At 71.0% G+C, this 17479-nt stretch carries 15 protein-coding genes; 4 read left to right on the top strand and 11 right to left on the bottom strand.

Features of this window, described 5'->3' with window-relative positions:
- Positions 1–258: 258 nt before the first annotated feature.
- The 5 genes from OG870_RS09385 to OG870_RS09405 all read right to left on the bottom strand — a co-directional run bounded on the left by OG870_RS09385 (position 259) and on the right by OG870_RS09405 (position 4212).
- On the bottom strand, positions 259–879 hold the full coding sequence (locus OG870_RS09385) for a GTP-binding protein (RefSeq protein ID WP_266511086.1): 621 nt from the start codon (positions 877–879) through the stop codon (positions 259–261).
- Positions 860–1255, bottom strand: coding sequence for a DUF742 domain-containing protein (locus OG870_RS09390; protein WP_266511089.1), 396 nt, complete (start codon positions 1253–1255; stop codon positions 860–862). The genes OG870_RS09385 and OG870_RS09390 overlap by 20 nt, the downstream gene beginning before the upstream one ends.
- Positions 1252–1659 (bottom strand): roadblock/LC7 domain-containing protein, encoded by a 408-nt coding sequence (locus OG870_RS09395; RefSeq protein ID WP_016434374.1) that lies wholly within the window; start codon positions 1657–1659, stop codon positions 1252–1254. Before OG870_RS09395 ends, OG870_RS09390 begins: the two co-directional genes overlap by 4 nt.
- Positions 1656–3248 (bottom strand): sensor histidine kinase, encoded by a 1593-nt coding sequence (locus OG870_RS09400; RefSeq protein WP_266585879.1) that lies wholly within the window; start codon positions 3246–3248, stop codon positions 1656–1658. The genes OG870_RS09395 and OG870_RS09400 overlap by 4 nt, the downstream gene beginning before the upstream one ends.
- 328 nt (positions 3249–3576) lie before the next feature.
- Positions 3577–4212: a TetR/AcrR family transcriptional regulator gene (locus OG870_RS09405; protein WP_266585877.1), complete on the bottom strand. Its 636-nt coding sequence runs from the start codon at positions 4210–4212 to the stop codon at positions 3577–3579.
- A 217-nt stretch (positions 4213–4429) separates the two neighbouring features.
- Between OG870_RS09405 and OG870_RS09410 the strand changes: the two genes are divergently transcribed.
- Genes OG870_RS09410 through atzF form a run of 4 tightly spaced genes read left to right on the top strand, consistent with a single transcriptional unit; the run spans position 4430 to position 11116 of the window.
- The gene (locus OG870_RS09410; protein WP_266585875.1) at positions 4430–5254 is read left to right on the top strand and encodes an urea amidolyase associated protein UAAP1; all 825 of its coding nucleotides are present in this window, start codon (positions 4430–4432) and stop codon (positions 5252–5254) included.
- Positions 5251–5889, top strand: a complete 639-nt coding sequence (locus tag OG870_RS09415; protein WP_266585873.1) for an urea amidolyase associated protein UAAP2 — start codon at positions 5251–5253, stop codon at positions 5887–5889. The genes OG870_RS09410 and OG870_RS09415 overlap by 4 nt, the downstream gene beginning before the upstream one ends.
- A complete protein-coding gene (locus OG870_RS09420) occupies positions 5886–9398 on the top strand; it encodes a 5-oxoprolinase/urea amidolyase family protein (protein WP_266585871.1) in 3513 nt (1170 codons plus the stop codon). The genes OG870_RS09415 and OG870_RS09420 overlap by 4 nt, the downstream gene beginning before the upstream one ends.
- Positions 9399–9418: 20 nt before the next feature.
- A complete protein-coding gene (gene atzF / locus OG870_RS09425; RefSeq protein WP_266585869.1) occupies positions 9419–11116 on the top strand; it encodes an allophanate hydrolase in 1698 nt (565 codons plus the stop codon).
- Here atzF and OG870_RS09430 read toward each other — a convergent pair.
- From OG870_RS09430 to OG870_RS09455, 6 genes are all read right to left on the bottom strand, one after another.
- Complete coding sequence (locus OG870_RS09430) at positions 11098–13959, bottom strand: DEAD/DEAH box helicase (protein ID WP_266511111.1); 2862 nt, start codon at positions 13957–13959, stop codon at positions 11098–11100. The two genes, atzF and OG870_RS09430, sit on opposite strands and share 19 nt — an antisense overlap.
- Positions 13960–14046: 87 nt before the next feature.
- Entirely contained in the window at positions 14047–14949 is a 903-nt protein-coding gene (gene tatC, locus OG870_RS09435; protein WP_405623769.1) for a twin-arginine translocase subunit TatC, read from the bottom strand.
- Positions 14950–15041: 92 nt separating this feature from the next.
- Positions 15042–15329, bottom strand: a complete 288-nt coding sequence (gene tatA / locus OG870_RS09440; protein ID WP_266511118.1) for a Sec-independent protein translocase subunit TatA — start codon at positions 15327–15329, stop codon at positions 15042–15044.
- 523 nt (positions 15330–15852) lie between these two features.
- The gene (locus tag OG870_RS09445; protein ID WP_266511121.1) at positions 15853–16047 is read right to left on the bottom strand and encodes a hypothetical protein; all 195 of its coding nucleotides are present in this window, start codon (positions 16045–16047) and stop codon (positions 15853–15855) included.
- An 83-nt stretch (positions 16048–16130) separates the two neighbouring features.
- The gene (locus OG870_RS09450) at positions 16131–16436 is read right to left on the bottom strand and encodes a hypothetical protein (RefSeq protein ID WP_266511124.1); all 306 of its coding nucleotides are present in this window, start codon (positions 16434–16436) and stop codon (positions 16131–16133) included.
- On the bottom strand, positions 16433–17476 hold the full coding sequence (locus OG870_RS09455; RefSeq protein ID WP_266511127.1) for a helix-turn-helix transcriptional regulator: 1044 nt from the start codon (positions 17474–17476) through the stop codon (positions 16433–16435). Before OG870_RS09455 ends, OG870_RS09450 begins: the two co-directional genes overlap by 4 nt.
- Positions 17477–17479: the final 3 nt, after the last annotated feature.

The following is a 17479-nucleotide window of genomic DNA, read 5'->3' on the forward strand; positions in this document are numbered from 1 at the left end:
GGAGTTGGACGAATGCGGGTGCCGGGTGCGGGTGCCAGTGCCCCGGCGGGCGACGTTTACCCGTAAAGGAGTGGCGTCCGGCGCATGCTCTGGGGGTCCCCCCGGCCGGAGGCTGGGGGCGCAGGCGCCCTCGTACTGGAGTACTTGGGTCTGTGCCCGGTGCGGCGAGTGGGGGCACCTCCCACGCCCTCAAGGCGGTCGGGGAGCGTGCCGGGCGTCGCGACGGGGCGAACGTTGCCTGTCGGGGCACTAGGGGCCTCAGGTGAGCGCGCCGGTCAGGGCGAGCGAGTGCAGGAAGCGCATCAGGGTCATCAGGACGTCCCGGCTGGAGGCCCGGCGGCGTGCGTCGCACTCGATGATCGGGATCTCGTCCGCCAGATCGAGCGCGCTGCGGAGGTCGTCGATGGGGTAACGCGGCCCGTCCGGGAAGGAGTTGACGGCGACCACGAAGGGCACGCCGCGCTCCTCCAGCCGCCCTATGACGTCGAAGCTGACTTCGAGCCGACGGGTGTCGATCAGGACCACGGCCCCGAGCGCGCCCTCGAACAGCCCGTTCCACAGGAACCAGAAGCGTTCCTGGCCGGGCGTGCCGAAGAGATAGAGCACCAGCTGTTCGGTGATGCTGATGCGGCCGAAGTCCATGGCCACGGTGGTGGCCGTCTTGGTGTCGGAGCCGTAGTTGTCGTCGACGCCGACGCCGGCCTGCGTCATGGTCTCCTCGGTGGTCAGCGGCCTGATCTCGCTGACCGAGCCGACCATCGTCGTCTTGCCGACTCCGAAGCCGCCCACGATCACGATCTTCACCGCGGCCTGCGCCGAGTGCGGCAGATGATCTTCCGAACGTGGTCCGGGGATGGTGTCAGAGCCTTTGAAGTCCATGCATCACCGCTTCGAGGAGGGAACGGTCGGGGAGCGCCTGACGGACGATCGGGGCGCGCGCCTGTACCAGTTCTGCCGTCAGCATCTCGGTGAGCAGCACGGTCACCACGCTGAACGGCAGGCTCAGATAGGCCGAGAGTTCGGCCACCGAGAGGGGTGCCGTGCAGAGCCGGAGCATCGCCGTCTGCTCCGGAGTGGCCGAGGGCGGAGGGTCGGCGCGCGCCACGATTAACGTGACGAGGTCGATGTCGGCGCGCTCCCCGTCGGGCCCGGCGACGACATAGAGCCGCTCCGGGGCCTTGCCCTCTTTGGCCGGCAGTGGGGGTGGTGGTGTTTCTTCCTTGGGATGTCGCCGCCGGCGTTGCGGAGGAGTCATACGGTCTGCCCGTTGCGCCGGGGCGGGCTGGTGAGATGGGCCCCGATGCGCACGACGAGGTCGCGCATGCGGTTGCTCATCAGTCCGGGTTCGGCGACCACGTCGGAGAGCACCGCGAGGTAGGCGTTGGCTCCCGCGGCCATCAGATAGAAGTAGCCGCCGTTGATCTCGATGATGACCAGCTTCATCCGGCCGTCGCTGCCCGGGATCTCGTGGGCGACGGCGCCCGCGAGGCTCTGCAGTCCCGCGCAGGCCGCGGCGACACGGTCGGCGGCGTCCGGATCGCCCCCGTAGCGAGCGATGCGCAGGCCGTCGGCGGAGAGCACCACGATCATCTCGATGCCCGGTACTCCGTCGGCGAGATCCTTGAGCATCCAGTCGAAGTTGGCTCGCTGCTGGATCACTTGTGGTCCCTCTCGTCGTCGGCCTCGATACGGGCCGGCTCGGTGGTCGGCTGGCTGAGTGCGGTCGGGTCCATGTCGCCCTTGAGTCCCTCCCAGAACGCCTCGACCCAGAGCCCCGGTTCGGGCTCCTTCGTCTCGGGCTCCGGGTCGCGCACCGGCGTCGCCCAGGCGGGCCGGGTCTCACGGGCCTCCCGCTCGGCCCGTTCGGCGGCGGCCTGTTCGGCGAGCCGCTGGCTGAGCGGGATCTTGACGCGGCTGCGCCGCTGCGGCAGCCCGCCGGCGGTCCACTCGGTGACCTCGGGGACCTCGTCCTCCATGGACACGCCGGCCGGGATGCGCGGGCTGGTGGGACGACGCCGCTTCGGGGCGCGCTTGGGACCTTCGATGTCGCCGAGGTCGAGCTTGGGCGCCGCGGTGGCGCCGACGCCGTGGGCGAGGCCGGGCGCAGGGTCGTTCGTCATCATCACGCGCGGCACGACCAGGACGGCGCGGACACCGCCGTACGCCGAGGAGCGCAGCGAGATCTGCATGTCGTACGTCTTGCACAGGCGGCCGACGACGGCGAGGCCAAGGCGCGGGGACTCGCCGAGGTCCTGGAGGTCGACACCGGCCTTGGCGCGCTCCAGCATGTTCTCGGTCTTGGCGCGGGCCTCCTCGCTGAGGCTGACGCCGGCGTCCTCGATCTCGATGGCGATGCCGGTCTGCACCTCGGTCGCGGTGACATGGACCTTGGTCTGCGGGGGCGAGTAGCGCGTGGCGTTGTCGAGGAGTTCGGCGCAGGCGTGGATGATCGGCTCGACGGAGGTGCCACCGATGTTGACCTTGGCGATCGAGTCCAGTGAGATGCGCCGGTATTCGAGGATGCGGGACATGGCGCCGCGCAGCACGCTGTACAGCGGGACGGGCGCCGGCCACTGACGGCCCGGACGTCCGCCGCCGAGCACGGAGATCGAGTCGGCCAGGCGGCCGATCAGCGCGGTGCCGTGGTCGATGCGCAGCAGGTCGTCGAAGACCTCGGGGTTACGGCCGTGGTCCTCCTCCATCTCGCGGAGTTCGTTGGCCTGTTGGTGCACGATCGCCTGGACTCGGCGGGCGATGCTGACGAAGGAGCGCTGCGAGGAGTCCCGCATGGCGTCCTCGGTGTCGACGATGTCGAGCATCCGCTTGAGCAACGCCACCTGGGCTTCGGACAGTTCGCCGTAGGAGGGGTCGATGTTGCCGAGTTGGCGAATCACCTCCGTGGGGGAGTTGCCGCCGCGCAGGTAGTAGATGGCGGTCGGCGTGATCTCGTGCCCCAGGCGGTGCAACTCCTGCTCGTGTCCGGCGAGGCGCCGTTCCAGATACGCACTGTGACGGGCGCTCGTCTCGCGCAGGATCCGCAGGGCGCGGCCTCGTCGTACCGCTTCGGCCGCCGTGACGATCACCAGGAGCGTGGCGACGGCGCCGCACCAGACGACGGCCGCCCGGGCCGGCACGGCCACCATGGCGACCGCTGCTCCGGTGGCCCCGGCCATCAGTATGGCGGGCAGCAACAGCACGCGCGCGTAAGGAAGTTCACGGCGCTGGGGAGGGGATTGAACACTCACCATGTAGGCCCTCTGAAAGAGATCGGCTGGGTGTCTGGGGAGCTTGCAAGTGGGGTACGTATAGGACTGCACTGAATCTTCGGTATTTTTTGGGAACAAGCGCACGAATAAGCCTCAACTCGGTGCGCTGCGGGCGAGCTTAGTCCGACCGGATCATCGCCGTGTCATATTCAGCAAGCACCTGAAACGGGGCGGGTCCAAGGAGTACCCTCGGCTCCATTTACACGCCTCGGATTCATTCGAACACGGCGCGTCACGACGTACGGGCATACGAAAACACTCACCGTGACGAGTGAAGAGGCGGGCGGGGACCGGCTTCAGCCCCGGTCGGTCAGACGCCCGCGATCCGCAGGGCCGCGTCCGCCGTGGCCTCCGCGAAGACCGACACCGGGCGCTCGGGGTCGGAGCGGTGCACCAGGATCACACCCTCGATCAAGCCGAACAACAGGTCCGTACGGAGATCGAGCCCACTCTTGGCGAGCGCACCCCCGGCAGTCGTGGCGGCGAGCAACTGCCGGTAGGCGTCCTTGAGTTCGGCGCGCACGGCATGGAAGCCGGCGAACCGCTCGGCGCGCACCTCGGGCAGCAGATACAGCCCGCCGAGATTGTGCGGGCCGCCGCACAGCAGCTCCACGTCGGTCCGGCACAGGTCCCACAGCCGGTCCTCGGGCGGGGTCGCGTCGTCGGCGAGGAGCTGCCTGGCGTACGTCAGCGAGGGCGTGACCGTGGACTCCAGGAGCTCGGCGAGCAGCTCCTCCTTGCCGGAGACGTAGTGGTACATCGAGGCCTGCCGCATGCCCGCGCGCTCGGCGACCGCACGGGTGGTGGTGGCCGCGTAGCCATGGGTGGTGAACAACTCGGCAGCTGCCGCGAGCAGTTCCTCGCGCGGCTGCAGACCGCTGTCCGGCCGCTGCGCGGCCCGCGGCCTGCCGACCCGGCGGCCGACTCCTCCACCCGGCGTTCCCATGCGCTCGATCCTCGCACACGGCCGGCCGGGCGACCGCCAGGCGACCGCCGGGCGACCACGACGCGACCTCCGTGAGGGCTCGGTAACCGAGCGGCAACACACGGGCAATGCCCGCGACCCGCCCGCCTCCTAATTTCTGTCGGGCGACAGAAATACCGCAGCCGATCAACAGCCGATCAACGCCGGAACAGAAAACCCCGGAGCCGGAGGTCCCGCCATGGCGACAGCGACCACATACGGAGCCCGCGACCACGCCCGCGCCCAGGAGGGCGCACGCGCCGAGGCCATGCCCGTCGTGCCGTCCGCCGACTGGCCCGACCCGCCCTGCGAGGCGGGCCACCTGGTCTGGGCCGAGACGGTGGCGGGCGGCAACTACACCCACCGGGTGCTGGCCCGCGGTACGGAGCTGCGCCTGACCGACCTGCGCGGCGACGCCTGCGCCCACCTCGTGCTGCTCGTGGCCGACCGGCCCTGGGAGCGGCTGAACGTCGCCGACACGGTGAAGGTCCAGTGGAACGCCTACCTCGGTGAGGGCCGGCTGCTGCTGTCCGACCAGGGCCGGGTCCTGGCGTCGGTCGTAGCCGACACCTCCGGGCGGCACGACGCGCTGTGCGGCACCTCCAGCCTCGTACGCAACACCGAGCGGTACGGCGACGGCACCCCCCAGTCCGCCTCCCCTGCGGGCCGCGAGCTGCTGAAGCTGGCTGCCGCGAAGAACGGCCTGCAGCCGCGCGACCTGCCGCCGTCGCTGTCCTTCTTCCAGGGCGTCGAGGTGCGCGAGGACGGCACCCTGGACTTCACCGGCTCCGTCGGCCCCGGCGGCACCGTCACGCTCCGCGCCGAGCAGGACCTCACCGTCCTGATCGTCAACGTGCCGCACCCGGCCGACCCGCGCCCCGACTACGTCAGCACCCCGCTGGAGGTCCTCGCCTGGCGCGCCGCGCCGACCGCACCGGGCGACGCGCTGTGGGAGGCCACGCCCGAGGGCCGCCGCGCCTTCCTGAACACCGCCGAATTCCTTGCCGCGAGGGGGCTCTCATGAGCACGCCGACGACCGTGTCCTCGACCGTCATTCCGGCACGCGCCGCCTGGTCGTCCGTCATCCGCACGGGCGAGACGCTGACCATCACCGACCTGCACGGCAACCAGGCCGTCGACTTCCTCGTGTACGACGCCCACGACACATCGGTCCGCTACAGCGCCCCCGACACCATCCACGCGCAGGGCACCATCTTCCTGACCACGGGCAGCGTGCTGATGTCCAACGAGCACACCCCGCTGATGACCGTGGCCGCCGACGAGGTGGGCCGCCACGACACGGTCGGCGGGGCCTGCTCCAAGGAGTCGAACACCCTCCGGTACGGGCACCACACCTGGTCCCAGCACGCGTGCGTGGACAACTTCCTCGCCGAGGGCGCGCGGCACGGCCTCGGCAAGCGCGACCTCGTCTCCAACATCAACTGGTACATGAACGTGCCCGTCGAGAAGGACGGCACCCTCGGGATCGTCGACGGCCTCTCGGCACCGGGCCGGAAGGTCGCCCTGCGCGCCGAGCGCGACGTTCTCGTGCTGGTCTCCAACTGCCCCCAGATCAACAACCCCTGCAACGGCTTCGAACCGACGGCCGTGGAGATGACGATCACCGCTGCGGACGCCGTCGAAGGGGAAGGCGCATGACCTTCGACACGCTGCTCGTCGCCAACCGGGGCGAGATCGCGGTCCGGATCATCCGCACGGCCCGCGAACTGGGCCTGCGCACGGTCGCCGTGTACGCCGACCCGGACCGCTCAGCTCCCCATGTCCGGCTCGCCGACGAGGCGGTGCGGCTCGGCCCGGCGCCCGCGAAGGAGTCGTATCTCGACGCCGACCTGGTGCTGAAGGCCGCCAAGGACGCCGGTGCGGGCGCGATCCACCCCGGTTACGGCTTCCTGTCGGAGGACGCGGCGTTCGCGCGTCGCTGCGAGGACGCCGGAATCGTGTTCGTCGGCCCGACGCCGCAGCAGCTGGAGCTGTTCGGGGCCAAGCACACGGCGCGGGCGGCGGCCGAGGCGGCGGGGGTGTCGCTGGCGCCGGGCACCGGGCTGCTGGGGTCGCCGGCCGAGGCCCTCGCGCAGGCCGCGGTGATCGGCTACCCGGTCATGCTCAAGGCGACCGGGGGTGGCGGCGGTATCGGCATGTCGGCATGTCGCTCCGCCGGTGAACTGACCGACGCGTGGGAGCGGGTGCAGCGCGTGGCCGCCGCCTCCTTCTCCTCGGCAGGGGTCTTCCTGGAGCGGCTCGTCGAGGACGCCCGCCATGTGGAGGTGCAGGTCTTCGGCGACGGGGCGGGCAGGGTCGTCACCTTCGGCGACCGCGACTGCTCCCTCCAGCGCCGCAACCAGAAGGTCGTGGAAGAGGCCCCGGCGCCGGGCCTGCCGGCCCACGTCCGGGAACAACTCGCCGTGTCCGCACGCGACTTGTGTGCGTCCGTCGGCTACCGCTCCGCCGGCACCGTCGAGTTCGTCTACGACGCCGCCCGCGAGGAGGCGTACTTCCTGGAGGTCAACACCCGTCTCCAGGTGGAGCATCCGGTCACCGAGGAGATCTACGGTGTCGACCTCGTCGCCTGGATGCTGCGCCTGGCCCGCGGCGAGACCGGCGTCGTACGCGATCCCGGCGAACCCCGAGGCCACGCCGTCGAGGCCCGCCTCTACGCCGAGGACCCCTCGCGCGAACACCGGCCCAGCGCGGGCCTGTTGACGCGGGTCGAGTTCCCGCCGGGCGTCCGGGTCGACGCCTGGGTGGAGACCGGCACCGAGGTGACGACGTCGTACGATCCCCTGCTCGCCAAGGTCATCGCGTACGGCCCCGACCGCGCCCGCGCGCTCCGCCGGCTCGACGACGCGCTGGCCCGCACCCGCGTCGACGGCATCGAGACCAACCTCGGCCTGGTGCGCGCGGCACTCGCCGACCAGGACTTCGCCGGCGCCTCGCACTCCACGGCGACGCTGGCCCGCGTGAGCGACCCGACGCCCCGTATCGAGGTCGTCGCCGGCGGCACCCTCACCACCGTGCAGGACTGGCCGGGCCGCACCGGCCACTGGCAGGTCGGCGTGCCCCCGTGCGGCCCGATGGACGACCTGTCCTTCCGGCTCGGCAACCGCGCGCTCGGCAACGGCGAGGGCGCCCCCGGCCTCGAATGCACCCTCCAGGGACCGGCGTTGAGGTTCACGCACCCCACCACCGTGTGCGTGACGGGCGCTCCGGCCGAGGTCACCCTCGACGGCACGCCCGTCGCGCAGTGGGAGCCGGTGACGGTGCCCGCGGGCGCCGTACTGGAGATCGGCGCGCCGACCCGGCACGGTCTGCGCACCTATGTGCTCTTCGCGGGCGGTCTCGACGTGCCGGCCTTCCTGGGCAGCGCGAGCACCTTCACGCTGGGCCGGTTCGGCGGACACGGCGGCCGGGCGCTGCGCACGGGCGACGTACTGCACGGCGGTACGGCAACCGAAGGCGTCCCCGTGCCCGAGGAGAACCGCCCCGCCTTCACCGCCGTATGGCAGGTGGGCGCCGTCGAAGGCCCGCACGCCGCACCGGAGTTCTTCACCGAGGACGACATCCGCGACTTCTACGCCGCCGACTGGAAGGTCCACTTCAACTCGGCCCGCACCGGCGTACGGCTGGTCGGACCCAAGCCGCGCTGGGCGCGCACCGACGGTGGCGAGGCGGGTCTGCACCCGTCCAACATCCACGACACCCCGTACTCCGTCGGCGCCGTCGACTACACGGGCGACATGCCGGTGCTGCTCGGCCCGGACGGTCCCTCGCTGGGCGGGTTCGTCTGCCCGGCGACGGTGCTGAGCGGCGAGCGGTGGAAGCTGGGCCAGCTGCGCCCGGGCGACACGGTGCGCTTCGCGCCGGTGGCCGTCGACGGTTCGCCTCGCGCGGACATCGTGGACGGCGGTGTGCTGGCCCGGGACGGCGACATCACCTACCGCCGCAGCGGCGACGACAACCTGCTCGTCGAATTCGGGCCCATGCAGCTCGACCTGGCCCTGCGCATGCGCGTGCACGCCCTCATGGAAGCGGTCGCCGAACAGGGGCCCGCCGGCATCACGGACCTCACACCCGGCATCCGCTCCCTGCAGATCCGGACGGACCCCGGCCGCCTGGCGCAACACGAACTCCTCGCCGCGGTACGGGAGATCACGGCCGCGCTCCCGCCCACCGACGCACTCGTGGTGCCCTCCCGCACCGTCCATCTCCCCCTCTCCTGGGACGACCCGGCGACCCGCGAGGCGATCGCCCGCTATATGGCCGGCGTCCGCGACGACGCGCCCTGGTGTCCGTGGAACATCGAGTTCATCCGCCGGGTCAACGGCCTGGAGTCGGTGAACGACGTGTACGACACGGTCTTCGACGCCGAATACCTCGTGCTGGGCCTGGGCGACGTGTACCTGGGCGCCCCGGTGGCCACCCCGCTCGATCCCCGCCACCGCCTGGTGACCACGAAGTACAACCCGGCACGCACCTGGACGGCCGAGAACTCGGTCGGCATCGGCGGGGCGTACCTGTGCGTCTACGGCATGGAGGGCCCGGGCGGCTACCAGTTCGTGGGCCGTACGACGCAGGTGTGGTCGGGGTGGCAGCAGCGCGGCGCGTTCGAGCCGGGCTCGCCCTGGCTGCTCCGGTTCTTCGACCGCATCAAGTGGTATCCGGTCGATGCGGACGAACTCCTGGAGCTGCGGGCCGACATCACCTCCGGCCGCTTCGTGCCGCGGATCGAGGAGGGCACGTTCTCGCTGGCCGAGTACCAGGGCTTCCTCGCCGAAAACGCCGTGTCCATCGGGGAGTTCAGGGCCCGGCAGCAGGCGGCGTTCTCAGCGGAGCGGGACGCCTGGGAGGCCGCGGGCGAGTTCGCGCGGGCCGAGGCGGCGACCGCGCCGCCGGCTCCCCCGGCCGAGGTGACGATCCCGCCGGGCGGCCGTCTGGTCGAGGCCGAATTCGCCGCCTCCGTATGGCAGTTGAACGTCGAGCCCGGCGACCTGGTCTCGGCCGGGCAGCCCCTCCTCGCCCTGGAGGCGATGAAGATGGAGTCCAGGGTGCACGCGCCGATGGACGGCGTGGTGGCGGAGATCCTGACCAGGGCGGGCGACCAGGTGGAGGCCGGGACGGCGCTGATCGTCCTGGCCCCGGCGGCGCACTGACACACACCGAGGAGTATGAGATGTCCGTTGTAACCCGTGTCCGCGCCGCCTACGCCCGTATCGAGGCCGTGGACCGCCCCGAGATCTGGATCGACCTGCGCCCGCGGGCCGAGGTCGAGGCGGAGGCCCGGGAGATCGAGGCACGCGTGGCGGCGGGTGAGCGACTCCCGCTCGCCGGGCGCCTGTTCGCGGCGAAGGGCAACATCGACGTGGCCGGCCTGCCCACCACCGCGGGCTGCCCGGCGTACGCCTACCGGCCCGAGACCGACGCACCGGTGGTCGCCCGCCTCCGCGCCGCGGGTGCGATCGTGCTGGGCACCACGAACCTGGACCAGTTCGCGACGGGCCTGGTGGGCACGCGCTCGCCGCACGGCGCGGTGCGCAACGCCCACGACCCCGCGCGGATCAGCGGCGGCTCCAGCTCCGGTTCGGCGGTCGCCGTGGCGCTCGGCATCGTAGACCTCGCCCTGGGCACGGACACCGCGGGCTCGGGCCGGGTCCCGGCCGCCTTCAACGGCATCGTCGGCCTCAAGCCGACCCGCGGCCTGGTCCCGACGGCGGGAGTGGTCCCGGCCTGCGCCTCCCTCGACTGCGTGACGGTGTTCGCCCGCACCCTCCCGGAGGCCGAACAGGCACTGTCCTTCATGACGTCCCCGCCGGACCGCGCCCTGCCACCCCTCCCCCAGCGCACCCCGGGCCCCTGGCGCGTCGCCGTCCCGGCACCCGGCCGGCTCGGCGAACTCGACGAGCACTGGGCCGAGGCTTACGAGGCGGCGGTGCGGCAGCTCGAAGCGGCCGGCGCCGACATCCGCCCTCTGGACCTCGCCCCCTTCACCGAGGCAGCCGCGATGCTCTACGAGGGCGCGTTCGTCGCCGAGCGCTACACGGCGGTGGGGAGTTTTGTCGACAAGGCGATGGCCGACGGGGTGGCGGGCCTGGACCCGACGGTCGCCGGCATCATCGCCCGCGCCCGCGACATCCCGGCCCACCGGCTCTACGCCGACACCGAGCGCCTGGCCGCCCTCCGCAGCCGCGCCCTGGCCGAGCTGTCCGACGCGGACGCGCTGCTGCTGCCCACCACTCCCGGCCATCCGACCCTCGCCGAGGTGGCCGCCGACCCTCTGGGCGCCAACGCCCGCCTGGGCCGCTTCACCAACTCCACCAACCTCTTCGACCTGGCGGCGGTCGCCGTCCCGGCCGGCGAGGTGAACGGCCTCCCGTTCGGCGTGATGCTGATCGGCCCGGCGTTCACGGACGACCGGCTCGCCCGGATCGCGGGCCTGCTCCAGCCGGAGACCCGGCTGGCGGTGATGGGCGCCCACCTGACCGGCCAGCCCCTCAACGCCCAGCTCCTCGCCCTGGGAGCGCGCCTGGACCGGACGACCACGACGGCGCCGGTTTACCGCCTGCACGCCCTGCGCACAGCCCCTCCCAAGCCGGGGCTGGTCCACGTCGGCGAGGGAGGCGCGGAGATCGAGGCGGAGGTGTGGCGCCTTCCGGCGGAGGGCCTGGGCCGTCTCCTGGCCACCCTCCCCCGCCCGATGACGCTGGGGAGCGTCGAACTCGCGGACGGCAGCCACGTCCCCGGCTTCCTGTGCGAGCCATCAGCCCTCGCGGACGCCGAGGACATCACGTCGTACGGCGGCTGGCGTTCGTACCGTGATCGCCGGGACGAGCAGCTCCCCGGCGATCCGAGCCGTCACCCCACCGACGAGTAGGCCACAACCCCCCGCAGCAACAGCTCCACGGCCTTGCGCGCGTTCTTCGCGACCGTGGACGACGCACCACCGGAGACAGGAGCCGCCGCCGAGATCTGCCCCAGCACGTCGATCACCTGCTTGCACCACCGCACGAAGTCACCCGCGGGCATCTCGGCCTCCCGCAGGACCTCGTCGAGCCCCTTCCCACTGGCCCACATGTACGCGGCCCAGGCGAACCCGAGATCCGGCTCACGCTGGCCCACGCCCTCGGTCTGCGTGATCCGGAAGTCCTCTTCCAGGGCATCCAGCCGCCCCCAGATCCGGACCATCTCACCGAGCGCGGCCTTCGCACTGCCGGACGGCAGCTTCGGCGCCATCGCATCGTCGCCGACCCGCGACTCGTACACCAACGCCGAGACGCAGGCGGCCAGTTCGGCGGGAGAAAGCCCCTCCCAGACCCCCGCCCGCAGACATTCGCTCGCCAGCAGATCGAGCTCGCCGTACAAGCGGGCCAGCCGCTTGCCGTGCTCGGTGACCTCGTCGGCCCGCAGGTAGTCCAGCTCGGTCAGCAGCGCCACGATCCGGTCGAAGGTCCGGGCGATCGTGTTCGTCCGGCCCTCGATACGACGCTCCAGCTGCGAGGTGTCCCGCATGAGGCGGTGATACCGCTCGGCCCAACGCGCATGGTCCTCCCGGTCGTTGCACCCATGGCAGGGATGCGCCCGGATGGCGGTCCGCAGCCGTGCGATCTCGCGGTCGTCCGCCGCCTGGGACCGCTTCTTGCGGGCCCGCTCCGGCGGGATGTGGCCGGCCTTGGTGCGCAGCGCGGAGGCGAGGTCCCGACGGGACTGCGGTGAGCGCGGGTTGAAGGACTTCGGGATGCGCATCCGCTCCATGGCCTCGACCGGCACCGGGAAGTCCATCGACGCCAGCCGCTTGACCTGACGCTCGGCGGTGAGCACCAGCGGACGCGGCCCGTCGTGGTGTTCGAAGCCGCGGTGGCCGTTGGACCGCCCGGCGGGCAGGCCCGGGTCCAGCACCAGCGCCAGACCGGCGTACTTGCCCGCGGGTACGTGGATGACGTCGCCCGGCTTGAGCTTCTCCAGCGCGACGGCCGCCTCGGCACGCCGCTCGACAGCCCCCTGCCGCGCCAGCTCGGTCTCCCGGTCCTTGAGTTCACGACGCAGTCGCGCGTAGTCCTCGAAGTCGCCCAGGTGGCAGGTCATGGAGGCCTTGTAGCCCTCCAGTCCCTCCTCGTTGCGCTGCACCTGCCGGGAGATGCCGACGACCGACTTGTCGGCCTGGAACTGCGCGAACGACGTCTCCAGCAGCTCACGCGAGCGGTGCCGGCCGAACTGCTCGACGAGGTTGACCGCCATGTTGTACGACGGCTTGAAGCTGGAGCGCAGCGGATACGTACGTGTGCCCGCAAGGCCCGCCAGATGCTCGGGACTTATCCCGCGCTGCCACAGCACCACGGCATGGCCCTCGACGTCGATGCCCCTGCGCCCCGCACGCCCCGTCAGCTGTGTGTACTCGCCGGGTGTGATGTCGGCATGCTGCTCGCCGTTCCACTTGACGAGCTTCTCCAGCACCACCGAGCGGGCGGGCATGTTGATGCCGAGCGCCAGCGTCTCGGTCGCGAACACCGCCTTCACCAGGCCGCGGACGAAGAGCTCCTCGACGACCTCCTTGAACGTCGGCAGCATGCCCGCGTGGTGGGCCGCTATACCGCGCTCCAGGCCCTCCAACCACTCGTAGTACCCGAGGACATGCAGGTCCTCGGTCGGAATCGAGGCCGTGCGCTCCTCGACGAGGGCGCGCACCTTCTCCCGCGCCTCGTCGTCGTTGAGCCGCAGTCCCGCGTACAGGCACTGCTGTACGGCCGCCTCGCAGGCGGCGCGACTGAAGATGAACGTGATGGCGGGCAGCAGGCCCTCGGCGTCGAGCCGCTCGATGACCTCCGGGCGCCCCGGAGTCCAGACCCGCGACCGCTGTCGGCGCTCCCGCTCGCGGTCGGCCTCACGCATGGCGCGGCCCCGTCTGCGGTCCTGGTACGACGGGCGCTGCGCCTCCATCCGGGCCAGCCGCGTGAGGTCGGGGTTGACGGCCTTCTTGTTGCCCTCGCCCTCCTCGAACAGGTCGTACATCCGCCGCCCGGCGAGTACGTGCTGAAACAGCGGCACGGGCCGGTGCTCGGAGACGATCACCTCGGTGTGGCCGCGGACGGTGTCGAGCCAGTCGCCGAACTCCTCGGCGTTGGAGACGGTCGCAGAGAGCGAGACGAGCGTGACCGACTCGGGCAGGTGGATGATCACCTCTTCCCATACGGCACCACGGAAGCGGTCGGAGAGGTAGTGCACCTCGTCCATGACCACGTGGCCGAGGCCCAGGAGGGTCTGCGAGCCCGCGTAGAGCATGTTCCGCAGCACCTCGGTGGTCATCACGACGACCGGTGCATCGGAGTTGACGCTGTTGTCGCCGGTGAGCAGGCCGACCTTGTCCGCGCCGTAACGGCGGGACAGGTCTGCGTACTTCTGGTTCGACAGTGCCTTGATGGGGGTCGTGTAGAAGCACTTCTTGCCCTGCTGGAGGGCGAGGTGGACGGCGAACTCGCCCACGATCGTCTTGCCGGAGCCGGTGGGCGCGGCGACCAGCACGCCCTTGCCCGCCTCGAGAGCCTGGCAGGCCTCGATCTGGAAGGGGTCGAGGCCGAAGTCGTACATCTCGCGGAACGAGGCGAGCGCGGTGGCCTGGTCGGCAGCGCGCCTGCGGGCAGCCGCGTACCGCTCAGCCGGGGAGAGGTCCTCTGTCATCGTGCTTTCGAGCGTACCGGGCCCCACTGACAACAGGACGATCATTATCCGGAACATGGGCCGCCAAACGCCGAGAGGTGCCCTCGTCACCAGGGACGGGGGCACCTCTCGGTGTGCGGTTCGATCGGGGGCTCAGGTCACGTCGTCATAGCCGTTGACCCGGTCCGAACTCGCCTGCTCGGGCAGCGCCGGGCTGGCGGAGACGGTCTCGACCTCGCCGACGTCCTCGGGGGTGAGGTCCAGGTCCGAGGCCTCGTCGTCGTCGGGGCCCTCGGCCTCGCGCCGCTGCCTGCGCTTGTCGTTGAGCAGGGAGAAGATCACCGCGCCGAAGTACAGCACCCAGATCGGTCCGGCGAGGGCCAGCATGGTCAGCGGGTCGGTGCTCGGAGTGGCGACGGCCGCGAAGACCGTGATCGCCATGATCATCCCGCGCCACCAGCCGAGCATCCGCTTGCCGGTGATCAACCCGGTGAGGTTGAGGAAGACCAGCAGCAGGGGCAGCTCGAAGGAGAGACCGAAGACCAGCACCATCCGCAGCACCAGGTCGAGGAGGTCGTCCAGGGGCAGCAGGTTCGACGTGCCCTGCGGTGTGAAGCCGAGCAGGACCTTCGCGGTGGTGGGCAGCACCGAGTAGGAGAAGTAGGCGCCCATCATGAACAGCGGGGCGCCGGTGCCGACGAACGCGTAGGCGTACTTCTTCTCGTGCCTGTGCAGACCGGGCGCGACGAAGGCCCACAGCTGGTACAGCCAGACCGGCGAGGCCAGCACGACACCCGCCATCAGCGACACCTTGAGCGCCAGCGTGAAGGGGGCCAGCAGACCGTTGATGGTGATCTGCGCGCAGGGGTGACCGGACCTCGTCTTGGCCAGCTGCTCAAACGTCTGATCACAGCCGACCGAGTCGAGGATCGGCTTGGTGAGCAGATTGATGATGTCGTTGTAGAAGAAGGCGGCCACCGTCGTGACGACGATGATGGCCAGTATGGCCTTCGCGAGCCGGTTGCGGAGCTCGCGAAGGTGATCCGCGAGGGGCATCCTCCCCTCGGGATCCTTCTCCTTGTTGGGGGCAGGCTTCAGCAACCCACGTCCTCATCTCGTGCGGCGGACCCACAGGGTCCGGCCCTGCGTCAGCGCTTGGTCGAATCCGTCGGCTCGGTGACCGGACGCGAGCTGGTCACGTCGCCGGGAGAGGCCTGGATGGTGCGCTGGGCCGGGGGCTGCTCGTCGGTGTTGGGCGGGCCGGCCGGGGTGGCCGTGCTGTTGCCCTCGTCCTTCATCGCCTTGGCCTCACTCTTGAGGATGCGAGCGGACTTGCCGAGCGAGCGCGCCATGTCGGGAAGCTTCTTCGCGCCGAACAGCAAGATGACGACGACGAGGATGAGAATGATCTCGGGGGCGCCGAGCCTTCCGAACATAAGTCTTTACCTTCTCACCGAGGCGACTGGGGGTGCGTCCTGTCCGACCGGTCGGACATATGTCCGACTGACCGTGTTGACAGCGATCGTAACGCTCAGGGGTAAACGTGAGGCAATCCCCGTGCGTACTCCCGGTTCGCGGTCCGGGCCTCGTTCTCCGGGCCGCGACCAGCAGCGTACCTGCCGGGGGTGCCCTGGTGACAGGTCGAAGTGACCCAAACCGCCTCAGCCGCAGGACTCACTCGCTTCGCAGGCAGGGCCAACCGGCCTGTCCGGCGGATCAGGCCGACTGGAAGGGACTGCGCCTTGTCGCCGACCCGAGCGGGGTCTGGTGCGTGCGGCTGCAAGGCGGAGGAGGGAGTCGACGCGATGGGGGTCCCCCCGCTTGAGCGGAGCCGAGAGTGGGGGAGTCGGCGAGTGACGACAACGCCGCTGAGGGTCCCCTCCCTCACGCCTTCAAGGCAGTGGAGGAGTGCGCGCCAGACCCCGCGACGCCGGCATGATCCACCGGACGGACCCTAGTCTAGAGGGAGTCCACTGCGCGGGCGGTACTCGCGGCGGCCCGCTCCAGATCCTCGGCGGCCCTGTTGATACGGCGTGCGGAGTCCGCGACCTGCCTGCCCAGACGCTGTGCCTCCAGGAACAGCCGGACCGCGAAGATCCCGAGCACCGCGAGACCCAGAAAACCCACAGCTACCGCGAACATCGCCCAGAACATGAGCCGAGCCTAGACGGTTCGGAGAGGCTTCGTCCTCTCGCGGCGGCCGAGGGCCCGAGGAAACGCAGGCACGGGTGACTCGCTCAATTCGCGCGCTGAACCGTGCCGTGCAGTCGCAGTGTCCTGACCCCGCCGCCGGTCAGCAGCTCCACGATCCGCTCCCCCGCCGGCTTGCGTACCGAGGCGCCGCAGTCGGGGCAGGTGAAGGAGTAGAACGTGGTGCGGCTCGTGGCGCCGATCGCGAGGCGCAGGGCAGCGGCGGCGAGCTCGAAGCTGCCGCGGCAGTCCGGGCAGCCCGCCCGGAACGTCACCGGCGACACGCTTCTCATCCCGCCGAAGGCTGCTGCCACCGACATGCCCTGCACATCAGACATCGACGACTCGCTCAAAGGCCCTGCTCCCGCCTGTCGTGCTGCCCGTCCTGAACCGCCTGCCCGCCCTGCGCCTCGACCCCGTCGTACGCCGACAACGCCTCCCGGGCCGCCTGCCGCGCGCTGTCGGCAAGGTCGCGCGGGGCGACGATCCGGCCGTCGCGCCCGAGCCGCAGCGCCAGTCGCCTGAGCGAGGTCGGGTCGGGCGTGCGCAAGGTGATACGCAGCCCGCCGTCCGCAAGCTCATCCGCACTGTCGTGCGGGTAGTACTCCGCGACCCAGCGGCCACCCGGACCGACCTCGACAACGACCTCCGGGTCCTCGGCGGCGGGTTGCACCAACGCCTCCGACAGATCCCTCAGTTCGATCTCGGGCGGCGCCGACGGCTCGTCCAGGATCTTGATCTCGGCGACCCGGTCGAGCCGAAAGGTACGGCGCGCCTCGGAGCGGCGGCACCAGGCCTCCACGTACGTGTGCCCGACGCTGACGAGCCGGATGGGGTCGATCTCGCGCTCGGTGAGCTCGTCGCGCGCGGGCGAGTAGTAGCGGATCCACAGACGGCGGCGCTCCGAGATCGCACGGTCGACGTCGGCGAAGACGCCGCCCTCGGACTCGAAGGTCACGGACAGCCGGGAGCTGGCGCCCGCCGCCTCGCCGGCCGCGGTCTCCAGCTTGGCGGTGGCCCGCAGCAGCGCCTGCCGGTCGCTCTCCCGCAGGCCGGGCAGGGTGGACACCGCGCGGGCGGCCACCAGCAGCGCCGTCGCCTCGTCGGCGGCCAGCCGCAGCGGCTCCGCCGTCTCCTCGCCGAGAGCGGCGGGGTTGTGCCACCAGATGCGCTCGCCGTCGGTGTCGATGTCCAGCAGGTCGCCACCGCGGAAGCTGGTGCCACACATGGGCAGCACGTCGAGGTCGGAGACCAGCTCGTCCTCGGTGATACCGAAGGCACGGGCGACGTCCTCGACCCGGGCTCCGGGGCGCTCCTTCAGATACGTCACCAGCGAGAGCATCCGCCGGGTCTGGTCGATGGCGTTCACGGGCCTGACCGGTTTGCCTGCCACTGT

The organism is Streptomyces sp. NBC_00461, assembly GCF_036013935.1.
GTDB lineage: Bacteria > Actinomycetota > Actinomycetes > Streptomycetales > Streptomycetaceae > Streptomyces.

Excerpts from the sequence above, each read along its gene's own strand:
- OG870_RS09385 (WP_266511086.1), bottom strand. The coding sequence starts at position 879 with ATGGACTTCAAAGGCTCTGACACCATCCCCGGACCACGTTCGGAAGAT.
- OG870_RS09390 (WP_266511089.1), bottom strand. The coding sequence starts at position 1,255 with ATGACTCCTCCGCAACGCCGGCGGCGACATCCCAAGGAAGAAACACCA.
- OG870_RS09400 (WP_266585879.1), bottom strand. The coding sequence starts at position 3,248 with ATGGTGAGTGTTCAATCCCCTCCCCAGCGCCGTGAACTTCCTTACGCG.
- OG870_RS09405 (WP_266585877.1), bottom strand. The coding sequence starts at position 4,212 with ATGGGAACGCCGGGTGGAGGAGTCGGCCGCCGGGTCGGCAGGCCGCGG.
- OG870_RS09410 (WP_266585875.1), top strand. The coding sequence starts at position 4,430 with ATGGCGACAGCGACCACATACGGAGCCCGCGACCACGCCCGCGCCCAG.
- OG870_RS09415 (WP_266585873.1), top strand. The coding sequence starts at position 5,251 with ATGAGCACGCCGACGACCGTGTCCTCGACCGTCATTCCGGCACGCGCC.
- OG870_RS09420 (WP_266585871.1), top strand. The coding sequence starts at position 5,886 with ATGACCTTCGACACGCTGCTCGTCGCCAACCGGGGCGAGATCGCGGTC.
- atzF (WP_266585869.1), top strand. The coding sequence starts at position 9,419 with ATGTCCGTTGTAACCCGTGTCCGCGCCGCCTACGCCCGTATCGAGGCC.
- OG870_RS09430 (WP_266511111.1), bottom strand. The coding sequence starts at position 13,959 with ATGATCGTCCTGTTGTCAGTGGGGCCCGGTACGCTCGAAAGCACGATG.
- tatC (WP_405623769.1), bottom strand. The coding sequence starts at position 14,949 with ATGCCCCTCGCGGATCACCTTCGCGAGCTCCGCAACCGGCTCGCGAAG.
- tatA (WP_266511118.1), bottom strand. The coding sequence starts at position 15,329 with ATGTTCGGAAGGCTCGGCGCCCCCGAGATCATTCTCATCCTCGTCGTC.
- OG870_RS09445 (WP_266511121.1), bottom strand. The coding sequence starts at position 16,047 with ATGTTCTGGGCGATGTTCGCGGTAGCTGTGGGTTTTCTGGGTCTCGCG.